A 15,062-nucleotide genomic window follows, 5' to 3' on the forward strand; every position below is an offset into this window, starting at 1 on the left:
CTGTACACCTACAAGGGTGGCAACCGCCAGCAGCTGGAAGTGGTCAAGTAAGCCTCCCACACCAGCAACTACTGCAATAGCAACGACCGCGCCCCGGCTTCCGCCGGGGCGGCGTCCGCCGGATGTCGGTGCCTTCCCTTCACGCCCTGCTTCACATGAGCGGGAGGCCGGCGCGTGTCCGGGCACCAGCGGGGATCTGTCGATGCACAATCATCATCCACCAGCCAAAAGAATCGGCATCATCGCGGGCTCGAGCCCGGAGGCCGGCATCGACTTATGGAGCAAAGTCCTGCAGGCGAACCGTGATCTGCACGGCGGATTCTTTCGCGGCGATGTCGATGCGCCGAGCGTCACGATTGTTTCGGAGCCGGTCCTGGGGTTGTCGATGGAACTCGACGTCCATCACGATCAAATATGGGCATGTCTCAAGGATTGTGCGCAAACGATAGCGCAGCGGGCTGATTATTATGCGATCGCCTGCAATGCTCTCGATTATTTTCGCCCGCAACTCGAAGCGCTCGATCCGCCAGGTTCTTATGTGTCGTTCGTGCAGGTCGTGCAGGATTTTCTTGAGCGCAACCGGATCAACCGTGTCGCGCTGCTGGGAGCACGTCCTGTGACGGACTTCGGACCCTGGTCGCCTTACCGCAGGCTGGCAGGCAACATCGAAGTGGAATTGCCCTCGCCGACACAGGCTGAACTGCTGCACCGTCTGATCTACGACGTCAAAACCTTCGGCGGCAATTCCCGCGAAATCCGCGCACGTTTTCGCGCCATCCTGAATACCTTGAATTCGGATACGGTGCTGCTTGCATGCACCGAATTGCCATTGATCGAGGTCGAGCCGTGCAAACGGCAGCTTCTGGATGTCACCGGACTGGTGGCGGAAACATTGGCCCGACTGGCGAACCCGCAATTGTTTGTCCAGCCGACTTCTCAACCCTGAGCCGAAGCTCGCGCACCGAATCATGGCCAAACATATCGGACTCATCTACGCCGGCGGTACGATCGGCATGCGGAAAACCGGTCAGGGCTATGCGCCGATGACGGAGTTCGGCAGCATGCTGGCGGCATCGCTCCATGACGAAAGCGGGGCAATCCCTCGCTATACCCTGCACGAATATGCGATGCCGATCGACAGCACCAACGCTACGCCAGCGGATTGGCAGCGCATCGGCCGTGACATTGCCGGTCGCTATGAGGATTACGACGGGTTCGTGGTGCTTCATGGCACAGATACCATGGCCTATACCGCAGCGGCGCTGTCCTTCATGCTGCAGGGCCTGCGCAAGCCGGTGATCCTCACCGGCTCCCAGATTCCGTTGGGCGAAGTGCGCTCCGATGCGCTGCAGAATATCGTGACCGCGCTGCAGTTGGCGGCGTGCGGCACGCTCAGCGAGGTCGCCTTGTATTTCAACCAGCGACTGTTGCGCGGAAACCGCACTACCAAAATCAGCGCCCAGCGATTCCAGGCGTTCGACAGTCCGAATTATCCGTCGCTGGCGGAAGCCGGCATCGGCATCCGGATCAATCAGGCAGCCTTGCTTCCTGCCGCAAACCGGGAGAATTTCGAATTGCCGGAGTATGCAGGTGGCCGCATCCTGTCGTTTCGGGCCACTCCCGGCATGCCATTGCAGGCCGTGCAGGCATTGCTGGATCTGCAGCCGCAGGCGTTGATTCTGGAATGCTACGGCGCCGGTAACCTGCCGGATAACGATCCGGCGCTGCTGGACATGCTGACACGCGCCAATGACGCCGGCATCGTTCTTCTGGCATGCAGCCAGGCCCTGCATGGGGAAGTTGCGCTAGGGGCCTACGCCACCGGCTCAGGGCTGGCGCGAGCAGGCGTCGTTGGATGCGGCGACATGACCTTCGAAGCCATTTATACCAAGCTGCATCACCTGTTCGCGCTCGGTCTGGCGGCAGATGCGGTGAAGCTCGCCATGCGACGCGACATTGCGGGCGAATTGTCCGGGGGAGCGGATCTGTAGTCCACCGCGCTAGACGCTGCCTTCCTTTTCAACCACAAGGATGCGTGCCGCGCCGCGCGGGTGAGCGACATGCTCGCAGCCTATGCCGGCAAAGAAAATATCTCCCGGTTGAAGCGCCACCTGCTTCTCAATGCCGTTTTCCCGATAGTGCATGTCCACGATACCGTCGAGCACGGTGAACACTTCTTCACCGTCATTCACATGCCAGCGGTACGGAGCATCGGTCCAGTGCAGCCGGACGCTGATGCCGTTCATGCTGGCGATATCGGTTGCCGCCCAGGGCTTGTTGCCGGTGAAGTCGCGGCTGCGGAAGGTCTTTTGCATTTTCAGGATTCGATGGACGTTAATCGGGTATGCGCCGGGGCGCCGTAGGCCGGGAACAGGCACGAAAAAGAGAAGGCGAACTTGCTGTCGCCGTGCTGCTGCAAATGATGCAGGCGCTCCTTGGCCTCGTCAATGGTGGGTATATGCCCGGCATCGATCCACCACATGGCAACATAGGCGTCGCTGAATCGCTCGAACCAGCTCTTCCTTTGGCGCATCACTTCCGCATGCGCGCTCCGGTAAACGAATTGTTTCAGGTGCTCGGGCGATTCCCAGACGGATAGATTGACGAGAATGCGTTCATCGTCATAAGGCTGGATCGACGTGGCATTGCCTGCCTCGGTTTTCAGCCGCCATATGAATCCGGGGCTGGCTTCCGCCAGCGCATTGATGGCGTCGAGGCGATCGACGAAGCCCGCCATCAGCGGGTCGTCGATCGGCGCCCGGGCGCGGGCGATATTTACTTGTGCAAGATGGCGCGGGCGGTCCATTGAGTCTCCCATGTCAATCACCCCGGCAATCACGGCTGACTGCATTGTGCCGCTGCACGTACATGCGTCGGCACTTGATTGCTGTTATTGCCCAGTCCGCCTGCCATGGCGCGAATCCGCTGAATGATGCTGCCTGTCATCGACCGTGGCTGCTCGAATTTCAGTTCCACGCAGCCATGCGCCGCATCGGCTTCCACGACAACCAGGTGGCCGGGCTCCAGATTCAGCCGGTCGCCGGCGAAAAGCCAGTAGTCATGCGATTGGCCTTCCACCGTTACCCAGGCGCGTCCGCGCAACAGGCGCAATGTTTGAGCGGCCGGCACAACGCCGGATACGGCTTGGCCGGATTGTACAGTCAAGAATTCATTTGTGAACAGGGCTCTCATGATAGTAAACTCCTCAAAGGCCGGCCGGGTATCGCTGCGGTATCGCAAGGCTTATATCTCCTGCCGATGAAGCCATTGTAGTAGCGTCCTTTAGCTTGTCTAAACGATATATTTTCAAATCCTTTGCTAGTTTTTCTCACATATGACCGACTTGCGCCGACTGCCCCACCTCGCCGCCCTGCGGGCTTTCGAAGCAGCGGCGCGGCACCAGAACTTCTCTCGCGCGGCTGATGAAATCCATGTCACCCATGGCGCGATCAGCCACCAAGTGCGGGCGCTCGAAGAGGAGCTGGGTGTGGCCTTGTTCGCGCGCCACGGCAAGCGCCTCGCGATCACCCCGGAGGGTGAGCAGTTCGCCGCCGTTCTGCGCAAGGCTCTGGGAGAAATCGCGGTGGCCGCCGAGGCGCTTGCGGCGAGCAGCAAGCAGAAGCGCCTGACCATCACCGCGCTGCCATCGTTCGCCGCACGCTGGCTGGCGCCGCGCATCGGCCGGTTCATCGAGCTACATCCGGAGCTCGAGGTGATCCTGCAGTCCAGCAATCATCTGGTAGATTTCACCCGCGAGGCGGTCGATGTGGGCATCCGCTTCGGCGGCGGTGTCTACCCCGGGCTGGTGGTGGAAAAGGTGATGGGGGATTACTACTATCCGGTGGCGAGCCCCGACTTCAACGGCGGCAAGCTGCCGACCACGCTGCACGCGCTTGCCGGCAGTCCATTGCTGCGCAGTGACCTGGAACCCTGGGTGCCGTGGTTTCGTGCCGCTGGCCTGGATTTTCGCGAGCCGACCGGCGGACTGGTATTCGAGGATTCATCCATGCTGGTGAGGGCTGCGGCCGAGGGGCACGGCATCGCCCTGGCACGCCATGCGATCGCGCTGGCCGAACTGGAATCGGGCGAACTGGTGCGCCTGTTCGACGTCGCGGTGCCCTGTCCACAATCCTATTACCTCGTATGCACGCCCGGCGCGCTGCAGAAGCCCCAGGTGCAGGCGTTTCGCGCCTGGCTCATCGAAGAGGTGGCCAAGGTCAAACAGCCGCTTTAGCAGGGAATGCAAAGCGGCTCGCCCGCTGCGTTTTGGGACATCCTGCTAGAGCACGACCTTTACCATCGGATGGGACGAGAGCGCCCGGTACAGATTATCGAGCTGCTCGCGGCTGGTGGCGCGCACCGTCGCGGTGAGCGACAGGTAGGTGCCTTTCGAAGATGGCCGCATTTCCAGTTTGCCGGCGTCGAAGGTCGGATCGTATTGCAATATGACATCAACAATGGTCTGAGCAAAGGCATCTTGCGTCACGCCCATGATCTTGATCGGGAAGTCGCTTGGATACTCGATGAGGCTTTCGTCTGGAGCTGGCATGGCGGCGGGGCGTTTCCGGCAATGAGCCCGAAACGCCGGTCAAAATTGGAAGCGGCTATTTTACGCCTCTGCCGGCTAGCCGGCTTTGGCTTGCTGGTATGCGGAATACAAGGCCTGGAAAACCGGTCCCGGTACGCCGGCACCGATGTGTTTGCCATCGATGGTGACCACGGGCAGGACCTCCTTCGATGCGGACGACAACAGTATTTCGTCCGCTGCGAAAACCTCATCCCGCGCGATGCGGCGTGATTCGAATGAAATCCCGGCGGCGACGCACAATTCCTCGATCAGGCCGTAGCGGATGCCTTCGAGGATCAGATTGTCTTTCGGCGGCGCCAGCAATGTGCCGTTCTTGACCACCCATACATTCGATGCGGACGCTTCGGTCAGGTAGCCGTCGCGGAACTGGATCGCTTCGACCGCGTCGTTTTCGGCGGCGTGCTGCGCGGCCAGAACGTTCCCCAGCAGCGAGGTGGATTTGATATGGCAATGCAGCCAGCGCTTGTCCTCCATCGACACGCAGGCGACGCCATCCTTCAATGCCTGCGCCGGCGGCAGAGACAGCGGATTGGTCATGATGAAGATGGTCGGTGTGACATCCTTCGGAAACGCGTGGGCGCGCTTCGCCACGCCGCGCGTCACCTGCATGTAGATCAGCTGGTCATCGGCCGGATGTGCCGCGGCCACCTTGCCGGCCAGCGCAAGCCATCCTTCCTCGTCATATGGATTCGGGATGCCGATGTACCCGAGACTGCGCGCCAGGCGTGCCATATGGTGCTTCGCGCGGAATAACTTTCTTGCATACATTGGAATGACCTCATACACGCCGTCGCCAAAAATGAAGCCACGGTCGAGGACGGGAATCTTGGCTTCGGATAGTGGCGTAAGTTCGCCGTTGAGGTAGACGAGCGGGTCTTGCATGGTGATTCCTTGTGAATGACGAAACTCACATTTTTGCACGAGGACCGGCGGAGGGCTATGCAAAATCGGTATCGGATCGGGCGTCTCGAATGCCGAACCGGCAGAGGTATCCTGCGGGAGGAGGGGATGCGGAAGGGGCGATGCGGGGGTAGAGCGGGACGGGCAGCATGCTGAACCCGTCCCGGGAGGCGATTTACTGCTTGCCTGTTACTTCATCCAAAGACGCACTGAATCCCATGCACGCCCGATAATGCTCGCCTGGTTGACCTGTTCCAGTGCGACCACCGGCAATTCCGTCAACGGCTTGCCATCGACCATCATCTTCAGCATGCCGACCTTGGTGTTGTCGGAGATCGGCGCCACCAGCGGATCCTTGCGTTCCAGCACCGGCTTCATCTTCTCGGCGACGCCCTTCGGCACGGTCACATAGACATCCTGCTTGAAGCCGATCTTGATCTTGTTCTGCGTGCCTTTCCAGACGTCCGGCGTGTCCACCGCCTGGTCCTTCGCATACAGCTTGACCGTGTCGAAGTTCTGGAAGCCCCAGTTCAGCAGCTTCTGGCTCTCCGATGTGCGGGTGGAGTCGGACACGGTGCCGAGCACGACCGAAATCAATCGGCGATCGCTGCCGCCGTTCGGGCGCTTGGCGGAGGTAATGAGGCAATAGCCGGCAGCGGCGGTATGACCGGTCTTCATGCCGTCCACGCTCGGATCGAGCCACAGCAGGCGGTTGCGGTTGGCCTGCTTGATCTTGTTGTAGGTATAGTCCTTGGTCGAATAAATCTTGTAGTGTTCGGGATGGTCGGTGATCAGGCGCGCCGCCAGGATCGACAGGTCCTGGGCTGTGGAATAGGTGTCCGGGCTCGGCAGGCCGTGCGGATTGCTGAACCGGGTCGACTTCAGGCCCATGCGCTCCGCTTCACGGTTCATCAGGGTGACGAAAGCTTCTTCCGTGCCGGCGACCGCTTCCGCCAGCGCCACCGCGGCGTCGTTGCCGGACTGGACGATCAGGCCGTACAGCAGGTCCTCCACTTTCACCGGCGTTGCAGGATCGATAAACATTTTCGAGCTGCTCGCATCGACTTTCCATGCACGTACCGACACATTTACCATCTGGTTCGCATCGAGCCGCTTTTCCTTGATCGCCGAAAACGCGAGATAAGCGGTCATGATCTTGGTCAGGGAAGCCGGCTCGATGCGCATCGTCGGTTCCTGCGATGCCAGCACCTGGCCGCTGGTGGCATCCAGCAGCAGCCATGATTTGGCGGCGATATTCGGCGGCGGGAGGGATTGCGCAAATGCGGCGGATAAAGAGAGAACGGTGGCAGCCAGGGCTGCGAGTAGTTTTTTCATGAGGCGCGCTAAGGAAGCTGTGGAACCTGCATCGGACCGGTGCAGCGTCGGTTAAAACAGTTGAAGTCGAGAATTATAGTGCCAGCAATCCACACTGCAATGGCGGATGTGCAAGATGCGGATTTATACCTTTGCGCAACATCGGATTTGGCTTCAGCGGTGCCAGAATTGCGCCACAAAATTCTTAATATGATGCAACTTTCGATGGAAAAAATGGTCAGCGCCGGCCACGACGACCACTGACAAATCCTGTGGGCGCGCCCATTCGAATACGTCGGCGAGCGGAATCGTTTCATCAAGCTCGCCATGGATCAGGATGGTGTTGGAAGGGACCTCCGGCATCGCCCATTTGCCCGCGGCGCTACCGACCAGCACCAAACGTTCCGCCGGCTCGCCCTGCGCGGTCAGCCGGCGCTGCAATTGCGACTGCACAAAAGTGCCGAAGGAGAAACCGGCCAGCGCCACTGGCAATTGAGGATACTGTTGCCTCATATGCGCCAGCAGCAGCGCCATGTCGTCGGTCTCGCCATTGCCGGCGTCATGCACGCCGGCGGATGCGCCGACACCGCGGAAGTTCATGCGTGCGGTCGCATAGCCGAGCCCGACGAAGGCACGGGCCAGGGTCTGCGCCACCTTGTTGTCCATCGTGCCGCCGTATAAAGGATGCGGATGCGCGACCAGCGCGATGCCGCGCGGTGCGGCGGTGTCCGGCAAATCGAGCGCGCATTCCAGGGCGCCGGCGGTGCCGGTAAGGGTAAAACGTTGGGTTTGTGCATTCATGCTTGGTCCGACATCAAACTGGAACGGGGATGACCTCGTCAGGCCGGTGTGCGGCGCATCGCAACGAAATCAGGATGAGAACATGCAGCTCAGATCTTCAGACGCTCGACCACCTGTCCGCCGACGAGATGCTGGTCGATGATGTCGTCGATGTCGTGCTTGTCGACATAGGTGTACCAGGTTCCTTCGGGATAGATCACGACGACCGGACCTTCCTCGCAACGATCGAGGCAGCCCGATTTGTTGATCCGGACCTTGCCCTGTCCGCTCAGCTTCAGATCCTTGATGCGCTTCTTCGCATGCTCCTGTGCTTCCTTCGCCCCGCTGTCGTGGCAGCAGGGGCGGCCTCCGTCGCGCTGGTTCATGCAGAAAAATACATGGTGCTTGTAATACGGCGTGTCGCTCATGGTATGTCCGGCCAATGCGTAAATTAAACAAGAATCATACACCGCGCTGTTGCCGTTTCCGGCGATGCATCGGGTGCGCCAGGAACCAGATCGCGAAAAACGGCCAAGCCAGGGACAGGAACTGCGCGGCACCGTTAAAGTTCAGGAACTTTCCCTGCAGCCATGCCTGCAGCGTGGCAACGAAATACGGATTCACCGGGACGAAATTGGCCACCAGTATGCTCGCCGCAAGACTGACCGCGGCAAGCCGGCGTTGCGCGCCCGATGGTGCGAAGGCCAGTCCGCCAACCAGCATCGCGCCGATCAGCAGGCCGCCCTGCGCGCCGGGTGTCAGCCAGGCCATCGCGTTCTGCGGAGTAAAAAGGAGGGCGCTCGCCAGCCATTTGCTGGTCAGCGTGATCCCGGCAAGAAGCAGTACCAGAGCGGTTTTCGGCGCGGGTTTTCGCAGCAGGCATAGCATGGTCAGCATGGCCCCGGCGAAACCGCAGGCGGTGATGATGGTCTCGGCCAGCCAATACTCCTGCACGGTCAGCTGGATGCCGCTTCGCGCCATCTCGGTCAGGTCGATGGGTTTCGACAGCCAGTTCGACATCCAGTCCGACAGGATGGGCATGATCTGCCCATGGCCGAACAGGTAACCCTGCGGATAAATCTGCGCCAGCGGCCAGAGCGCCACTACGATCAGGCCGCGTCCGGCATCATGGGCGAACCAGTTCTTGCGCAGCTCCAGCAGGCGGCTCTGTTCGAGAAATACGCGCGACAGCAGCAGGCCGCCGATTGCACCAACAAGAGCGCCGCCGGCATTGGGGAGCAGGTCGAGATTGGAAGACACCCGGCTTGGCAGGAATGTCTGCCCGGCTTCCATCAATCCGGACAGCAGCAGCCCGGCGATGAAGGCAATTGCGACTGCCCACAAGCCGCGCACCGCCGGATAGAGTGCGAACACGACGAGCAATCCGAAGGGCATATAGCCGAACACATTGGTCGATACATCGAACACGGTCCAGTAATGCGGCAGGGGCGCCAGCAGGAAGTCCCAGGGCGCCAGTCCGATCGTCCGCCAGCCTGAGAACGGATACCAGCTCGCGTAAACCACCAGAAGCGTGTACACCAGCAGCGCCGCGCGCGCGAACGACGACCCGGTCGGCGGAAGTGCCTGTTCCTGTTCTGTCATAAGCCTCGTTACTGCGGTGCCGGCAGGGAAGCCAGCCAGGTGATCATCTGGACAATGATCGCATCGCTGGCCATGGCCAACGCTTTCGCGCCGCCTTCGGCATCGGCGCTGGGCGCCGGCGAGGCCTGTTCAAAATTTTTCTGCGAAACCAGCACACGCCCGTTGAATACCGAGGCACGTAGTGCGATGTGGCCGGTGCTCTGCCCCGGCGCCGAAAACACCTGGGAAAAGTCGTCGGCTTCAATACGCAGCGTGCGCACGCCCGTGGCGCCGTCCGATGCCGACAGTACCGTGCCGCCTGCATTGGCCATCCGCGCTTTCAGGCGCTCGACGAACAGCCGGCCGGGTGGTGCGATCCACCGATTGGTGGCGTACGGACGCGGCTGCTGTTCATTCGCATAATTCAGGCGGTAGTACATCAGCGGACTGTCCAGCCATGACGGCATATTCACTTCCGCCACACTGATCGGCGGCAGCTTGAGCGCTGCGGCCGGCTGCCCGGCTGCCTGTGTGGTGCGCAGCGGGCCGAGGTCATACAGCGCGCGCTGGTTGTCGGGCTTGCTCGCGCAGCCTGATATCAGCAGGCTGGCGAAAACGGCCAGGATGGCGGCAGGAAGTCGATGGTTTTTTGTCATGGCGGGTGTCAATTGGTTTCCGGTACGGTGAAGCCTGATTCACCCGGACCGGGCAATGCTTCCTGCGGACCGAACAGAATACTTTGCGGGCGCTCGCTCAGATTGTTCAGCGTCCGGTTGAGCATCCGCAGCGACGACCGCGCGTCGTTTGCCAATGGCAGGGTTTCATGTTCGAACCTGTTCACCACCGCAGTGATCTGATCTGCAGTGTCGTTGATTTTATCAATTGTCCCTTGCGGGCTGGCTATCTTGCCGGCGATGTCGTTCAGGCTTGCGCTCAGCCGGCTTGCATCCTTCGATAAGGTATTCAGTGTGCTCAGGGTCTGCTGCGCCTGTTTCGTGACGCCGGGCAGCGCCGCCAGGGTGGGCTGAAGCTGCCGTGGAATGCCGCCGATTTCATTGGCAGCCTTGCTGATGTTGTCGAAGGCCGCGAGAATGGCCTGCTGGTTGGCGGGCTCCAGCAGGTTGTTGATGCGCTTGGCCACTTCTTCCGTCTGCCGCAGGATGGCCATGCCGCGGTTTTCGAGCTGGTCCAGCAGGCTGGGACGCATCTCGATGCGGGCAATGTCGTCCTCGCTGCTTTTCAGCATTACCGGCTGGCTGCCGTCGTCGTCCAGTTGAACGTATGCGATGCCCGTCACGCCCTGATAACCCAGGGTGGCAAACGTGGATCTGGTGATGGGCGTATCCGGGCGCACGCTGATGCGCACCAGGATCTGGCCGACGACTTTCGGATCGAAGGAAATGTTTTCCACCCGGCCGACATCGAGGCCGCGGTAGCGGACGGCCGCCTGCGGGTTCAACCCCGGCACCGAGAGCTTGGTGGCGATCTGGTAGGGCACCCATTCCACCTGATCGCGGTTGAACCACATACCGATGAGGATGGCCGCTGCCAGCAGTGCAATGGTGAAAATGCCCGCCATCAAGGCATGCGATTTATTTTCCATAAATGAGGTTGATGTTCCTTGTGTAGTCCTTGTTATTCGAGTGCCTGCAGGGCGCGGCGTCCGCGTTCCCCGAGGAAGAACTGCTGGATGAACGGATGCTGCAGTTCAAGTACTTCGCGCGGCGTGCCGAAAGCGATCACCCGTTTCTCCGCCAGTACGGCCACCTGCGTCGACAGGGCAAACAGCGTGTCGAGATCGTGGGTGACCATCACCACCGTCAACCGCATCTCCCGGTGCAGCGTGCTGATCAGCGAGACGAAGCTTTCCGACAGGTCCGGGTCCAGCCCGGCGGTCGGTTCGTCCAGGAACAGCAATTCCGGTTCCAGTGCCAGCGCACGTGCAAGGGCGACCCGCTTGACCATGCCGCCCGACAGATCCGCCGGCATCTTGACGGCATCCTGCGGCGTGATGCCGACCATGTCGAGCTTCAACAGCACCGCTTCGCGGATCAGGTCTTCCGGTAGCGTCCGGAGTTCCCGCATGGGCAGTGCCACATTTTCAAAGACGGTCAGCGCCGAAAACAGCGCGCCGTGCTGGAACAGCATGCCCCACCGGTGGCGCACGCGTTGCAGTGCGCTTCGATCAGCACCGTTGATGTCATCGCCGAATACCTTCACGCTGCCGCGCGACGGCCTCTGCAAGCCAAGGATCTGCCGCAGCAGCGTGGTCTTGCCGGAACCCGAGCCGCCGACCAGCGACACGATGTCCCCCTGTCGGACGACCAGATCGAGATCCTGGTGCACGACCACCTGGCCGAATTGCGTCCACAACTTTTGAATTTCAATGACCGGCGTGTTCTGCATCAATAGAACCCCACACCCCGGAACACGATTGCAAATACCGCGTCGGCAAGGATGACGACGGTAATCGCCACCACCACCGATTGCGTTGTTCCTTGCCCGAGGCTCTCCGTATTGGGCTTGATGCGCAGGCCGAAGTGGCAGGCCACGAGCGCAATCAGGCTGCCGAACACCACGCCCTTGCCGAGCCCGATCCAATAATTCGCCAGCGGCACCGCCTCCGGCAATTCATTGAGGAAATAGGTGGGGGACAGCCCCAATTCAAGCTGCGCTGCGGTCATGCCACCCAGCAATGCGACCGCGTCGGTCCAAACTACGAGCAAAGGCATGGAAATGGCCAATGCCAGCACCCGCGGCATGATCAGCCTGAAGCCGTGCGACATGCCCATAACCAGCATGGCGTCCAGTTCCTCCGTCACCCGCATGACGCCAAGCTGGGCTGTGATGGCGGAACCTGAGCGACCTGCCACCAGGATCGCGGCCAGGAGCGGGCCAAGCTCGCGTACGATGCTCATGCCGAGAATATTGACCAGATAGATATCACCACCGAAGGTATGCAATTGCTGCGCTGAAAGATAGGACAGCACCACACCGATTAAAAATCCCACGATGGCCGTGATGCCCAGCGCCTGATAACCGATATGGAAGATATTGGAGGAAATTTCCTTCCAGGGACCGCGCAGGGGACGGCGGGCGAAACGCCCGAGATCGAGCACGAGTTGTCCGATTAAACTGATGAAGCCGATGAGATGGCCGTTCACCACCCGTAACACGCGCGCCAGTGTCAGGAGGGAAAACCATGGACGGCGTTTCGGTTCCGGCAATGCAAGCGCTCCGGCCTGCTCGATACGGTTGAAAAACTCCGCATGTTGCGGCAGGACATCAAGTTGCATGGGCCTTTGCTTGCGCCAGGCATTCCATAGCCACTGCGCACCGATATGATCAAGCGCGGTCAACCGCGTAAGGTCCCAGCGAACCGGTTTGCCGGCCGGCAAGCGTTCCATCGTTCGCCGGATGGCGGCTGCCGAAGACGGCCTCGCCAATCCCTGGACCTGCCACGCGCCCTCCGCGCTCACGGTCAGCGTTGCTCCATTCTCTATCGTCAGTGTCGGTAGTTGTTGATTTGGCATATCGCGAGTGTAATGGATAGACCATCTTCCGCGCATTCTGTTTCATGCCAACAATCCTGCCGTTACAATGGACGCCATGAAAAATCATGCTCATCGCATCGCCGGCTTCCGCCTCGGGCCGGCGCAGCAAGTCCATATCAAGGTTGTTGACGAAACCGGGTCGACCAACGCCGATCTGCTTGCCGGCGTCGCTTCGCTGCAATCCCCCGTATTGCTGATCGCCGAACGCCAGACCGCCGGGCGCGGGCGTGCCGGACGGACATGGCTCTCCGCTCCCGGCGCATCGCTGACATTCTCCCTGGCATGGAAATTCGCATTGCCCTTGCATTCCATGGTCGGACTGCCCCTGGCAGTCGGCGTCGCGCTGGCGGAAGCGCTGGCGGAACTGGGTGTCGAGGTGCAGTTGAAATGGCCGAACGACGTGCTGCATGAAGGCGGCAAGCTGGCGGGCATTTTGATCGAAACCGCCAGCGTGGATGCAGATACACAATCCTGCTGGGCCGTCATTGGTATCGGTATCAACCTGATGCTCGATCCGGAGATGGCCGCGCAGATTGGCAGGCCGGTGGCCCATGTGCCGCAGCTCACCGGTCGCGACCGGGACGAGCTGATGGCCACGCTGCTGAATTCGCTGGCGCGGGCCGCCGTGCTGTTCGAGCAGGAAGGATTCGACGCGTTCGCCGAGCGCTGGAACGGCTTGCATGCCTATACCGGCCAACCGGTGTCCATTCTCGACCAGGGAAGGGTGCTGCACGAAGGCGCCGCAGTAGGGGTCGACCGCAGTGGACGTTTCCTGCTCGATACATCCGCCGGACGCACGGCGGTCATGGCCGGCGATGTATCGCTGCGCACAAGGGAAGCGTGAATCATGCTGCTGCTGATTGATGCCGGCAATACGCGGGTGAAATGGGCGCTGATGCCGACTGCGAGGCTGTCGCAGCCGGACAGTCTCGGCCGCTGGGACGCCAGCGGATCGGTCGAGCATGCCCAGGTGGGGCAACTGGTCGATACCTGGCGCAATGCGCATGTGTCGCGCGTGATCCTGTCGAATGTCGCCGGCGCAGATATGCGCGCGGAACTGGAGTGCGCATTGCTGAGCGTGCTGGGCCTGAAGCCGGTGCCGCTCGAATGGTTCACCTCCGTTCCCCGGCTCGCCGGATTGCGCAACGGCTACCGCAATCCCGCCCAGCTCGGGTGCGACCGCTTCGCCTCGGCCATCGGCGCTCGCGCGCTCCATTCGGATGAACCACTGATCGTCGCCACCTGCGGCACCGCCACCACGGTCGACGCGGTTTCTGCAGACGGCGTATTCATCGGTGGCATGATTTTGCCCGGTCTTGGGCTGATGGCAAGTTCGCTGGCGAGGAACACCGCCCAGTTGCCGGAGGTCGCGGCGAGCCTGCCGGTGTCCACGCCATTCGCGGACCATACCGATGCCGCAATCGTCAGTGGCTGCATCGCGGCCCAGGCGGGAGCCATCGAACGCGCCGTCGCGGCCCATTCGCATTCCGGCGCGGCGGTGCGATGCATTTTGTCGGGAGGCGCGGCTGACCTGATCGCGCCGCATCTCTCGTTTCCCGTTACTAGGGTGGACAACCTGGTGCTGATCGGCCTGCAAACCGTCGCAGCCTCATCGTTATCCGTCCTGCCTGCCAATCCCGCTTCATCATGCTGAAATTCTTCTTCTGGATATTGTTGCTCGCGAATGCGGGGCTGCTGGCGTACCAGCAAGGCTATCTCGACGAACTGGTCGCCAGCGGGCGCGAGCCCGGCCGTCTGCAGAACCAGCTCAATGCTGACAGGATCCGCGTCGCGCCTGTCTCTGCACAAGCGAGCGCGCCGGCGGCGGTCGAGACTGCGGCAAAAATTGCCGCTGTGGACCAGCCTGCATCGATCCCGTCGTCGCCAGCCCAGCCGGCACCGCAGGCAGCAGCGGTGGCTGCCCAGAAAGCCGAATTGCCGTCCTGCGTGGAGATAGGCAACTTCAATGCCGCGGACGCCCAGCGTTTCGAAGCCAGGCTGGCCACGCTGTCGCTCGGTGACCGGGTATCGCGGCATGGTGTGCAGGAAGTGCTACGGCACATGGTCTACATTCCGCCGCAGACGGACAAGGAAGCGGCCGACAGGAAGACGGCGGAATTGCGCCAGCTTGGCATCACGGACTTCTATGTTATTCAGGACAATTCCGACATGCGCTGGGCGATTTCGCTCGGCGTCTTCAAGAACGAGGACATCGCGCGCGCCCATCTTGCCGACCTCAACCGCAAGGGTGTGCGCTCGGCGCGTATCGGCGAGCGCATGCTTACCACAAAAGCGGTCGCGTTCCGGTTCAAGGGCTGGGATCAGGCAACGAAGGAAAGCGTGGA

Annotated in this window: 19 protein-coding genes; 6 read left to right on the forward strand and 13 right to left on the reverse strand. The window is 61.1% G+C overall.

Translation table 11 applies throughout. The features are described from left to right. Positions 1–202: 202 nt before the first annotated feature. Complete coding sequence (locus VGU61_RS08200; RefSeq protein ID WP_326858624.1) at positions 203–946, forward strand: aspartate/glutamate racemase family protein; 744 nt, start codon at positions 203–205, stop codon at positions 944–946. A 22-nt stretch (positions 947–968) separates the two neighbouring features. Further along, positions 969–1,991 (forward strand): type I asparaginase, encoded by a 1,023-nt coding sequence (locus VGU61_RS08205; RefSeq protein ID WP_326858625.1) that lies wholly within the window; start codon positions 969–971, stop codon positions 1,989–1,991. 9 nt (positions 1,992–2,000) lie between these two features. On the opposite strand, the gene VGU61_RS08210 is transcribed toward VGU61_RS08205, so the two are convergent. Genes VGU61_RS08210 through VGU61_RS08220 form a run of 3 tightly spaced genes read right to left on the reverse strand, consistent with a single transcriptional unit; the run spans position 2,001 to position 3,165 of the window. Beyond that, on the reverse strand, positions 2,001–2,315 hold the full coding sequence (locus tag VGU61_RS08210; RefSeq protein WP_326858626.1) for a cupin: 315 nt from the start codon (positions 2,313–2,315) through the stop codon (positions 2,001–2,003). Positions 2,316–2,317: 2 nt separating this feature from the next. Beyond that, positions 2,318–2,806 carry a DUF3291 domain-containing protein gene (locus VGU61_RS08215; RefSeq protein ID WP_326858627.1) on the reverse strand — a complete coding sequence of 163 codons (489 nt, stop codon included), beginning with the start codon at positions 2,804–2,806 and terminating at the stop codon, positions 2,318–2,320. 29 nt (positions 2,807–2,835) lie between these two features. Further along, positions 2,836–3,165, reverse strand: a complete 330-nt coding sequence (locus VGU61_RS08220) for a DUF2917 domain-containing protein (RefSeq protein ID WP_326858628.1) — start codon at positions 3,163–3,165, stop codon at positions 2,836–2,838. 169 nt (positions 3,166–3,334) lie between these two features. On the opposite strand from VGU61_RS08220, the gene gcvA reads away from it, so the two are divergent. Continuing rightward, positions 3,335–4,234: a transcriptional regulator GcvA gene (gene gcvA, locus VGU61_RS08225; RefSeq protein ID WP_326858629.1), complete on the forward strand. Its 900-nt coding sequence runs from the start codon at positions 3,335–3,337 to the stop codon at positions 4,232–4,234. Positions 4,235–4,279: 45 nt separating this feature from the next. On the opposite strand, the gene VGU61_RS08230 is transcribed toward gcvA, so the two are convergent. The 10 genes from VGU61_RS08230 to VGU61_RS08275 all read right to left on the reverse strand — a co-directional run bounded on the left by VGU61_RS08230 (position 4,280) and on the right by VGU61_RS08275 (position 12,696). Then, positions 4,280–4,549: a DUF493 family protein gene (locus VGU61_RS08230; RefSeq protein ID WP_326858630.1), complete on the reverse strand. Its 270-nt coding sequence runs from the start codon at positions 4,547–4,549 to the stop codon at positions 4,280–4,282. Positions 4,550–4,624: 75 nt separating this feature from the next. Further along, positions 4,625–5,470: a D-amino acid aminotransferase gene (locus VGU61_RS08235; protein WP_326858631.1), complete on the reverse strand. Its 846-nt coding sequence runs from the start codon at positions 5,468–5,470 to the stop codon at positions 4,625–4,627. 207 nt (positions 5,471–5,677) lie between these two features. Beyond that, complete coding sequence (locus VGU61_RS08240) at positions 5,678–6,823, reverse strand: D-alanyl-D-alanine carboxypeptidase family protein (RefSeq protein WP_326858632.1); 1,146 nt, start codon at positions 6,821–6,823, stop codon at positions 5,678–5,680. Positions 6,824–6,976: 153 nt separating this feature from the next. Further along, positions 6,977–7,603, reverse strand: coding sequence for an alpha/beta hydrolase (locus tag VGU61_RS08245; protein ID WP_326858633.1), 627 nt, complete (start codon positions 7,601–7,603; stop codon positions 6,977–6,979). 89 nt (positions 7,604–7,692) lie between these two features. Beyond that, positions 7,693–8,010 (reverse strand): (2Fe-2S) ferredoxin domain-containing protein, encoded by a 318-nt coding sequence (locus VGU61_RS08250; RefSeq protein ID WP_326858634.1) that lies wholly within the window; start codon positions 8,008–8,010, stop codon positions 7,693–7,695. Positions 8,011–8,044: 34 nt separating this feature from the next. Further along, on the reverse strand, positions 8,045–9,184 hold the full coding sequence (locus VGU61_RS08255) for a VanZ family protein (protein ID WP_326858635.1): 1,140 nt from the start codon (positions 9,182–9,184) through the stop codon (positions 8,045–8,047). 8 nt (positions 9,185–9,192) lie between these two features. Then, positions 9,193–9,819 carry an ABC-type transport auxiliary lipoprotein family protein gene (locus VGU61_RS08260; RefSeq protein ID WP_326858636.1) on the reverse strand — a complete coding sequence of 209 codons (627 nt, stop codon included), beginning with the start codon at positions 9,817–9,819 and terminating at the stop codon, positions 9,193–9,195. An 8-nt stretch (positions 9,820–9,827) separates the two neighbouring features. Continuing rightward, positions 9,828–10,766, reverse strand: coding sequence for an MlaD family protein (locus VGU61_RS08265; protein WP_326858637.1), 939 nt, complete (start codon positions 10,764–10,766; stop codon positions 9,828–9,830). A gap of 32 nt (positions 10,767–10,798) precedes the next feature. Then, positions 10,799–11,569, reverse strand: coding sequence for an ABC transporter ATP-binding protein (locus tag VGU61_RS08270; RefSeq protein ID WP_326858638.1), 771 nt, complete (start codon positions 11,567–11,569; stop codon positions 10,799–10,801). After that, positions 11,569–12,696: an ABC transporter permease gene (locus VGU61_RS08275; protein WP_326858639.1), complete on the reverse strand. Its 1,128-nt coding sequence runs from the start codon at positions 12,694–12,696 to the stop codon at positions 11,569–11,571. Before VGU61_RS08275 ends, VGU61_RS08270 begins: the two co-directional genes overlap by 1 nt. A 76-nt stretch (positions 12,697–12,772) precedes the next feature. Between VGU61_RS08275 and VGU61_RS08280 the strand changes: the two genes are divergently transcribed. The 3 genes from VGU61_RS08280 to VGU61_RS08290 all read left to right on the forward strand — a co-directional run. After that, positions 12,773–13,561: a biotin--[acetyl-CoA-carboxylase] ligase gene (locus VGU61_RS08280; protein WP_326858640.1), complete on the forward strand. Its 789-nt coding sequence runs from the start codon at positions 12,773–12,775 to the stop codon at positions 13,559–13,561. 3 nt (positions 13,562–13,564) lie between these two features. Beyond that, on the forward strand, positions 13,565–14,371 hold the full coding sequence (locus VGU61_RS08285; protein WP_326858641.1) for a type III pantothenate kinase: 807 nt from the start codon (positions 13,565–13,567) through the stop codon (positions 14,369–14,371). Beyond that, the coding region (locus tag VGU61_RS08290; protein ID WP_326858642.1) for an SPOR domain-containing protein at positions 14,365–15,062 on the forward strand (698 nt) is incomplete at its 3' end. The genes VGU61_RS08285 and VGU61_RS08290, both read left to right, overlap by 7 nt.

Origin of the sequence: Noviherbaspirillum sp. (genome assembly GCF_035944575.1) — a bacterium.
In the GTDB taxonomy this organism is placed as follows: domain Bacteria; phylum Pseudomonadota; class Gammaproteobacteria; order Burkholderiales; family Burkholderiaceae_D; genus Noviherbaspirillum.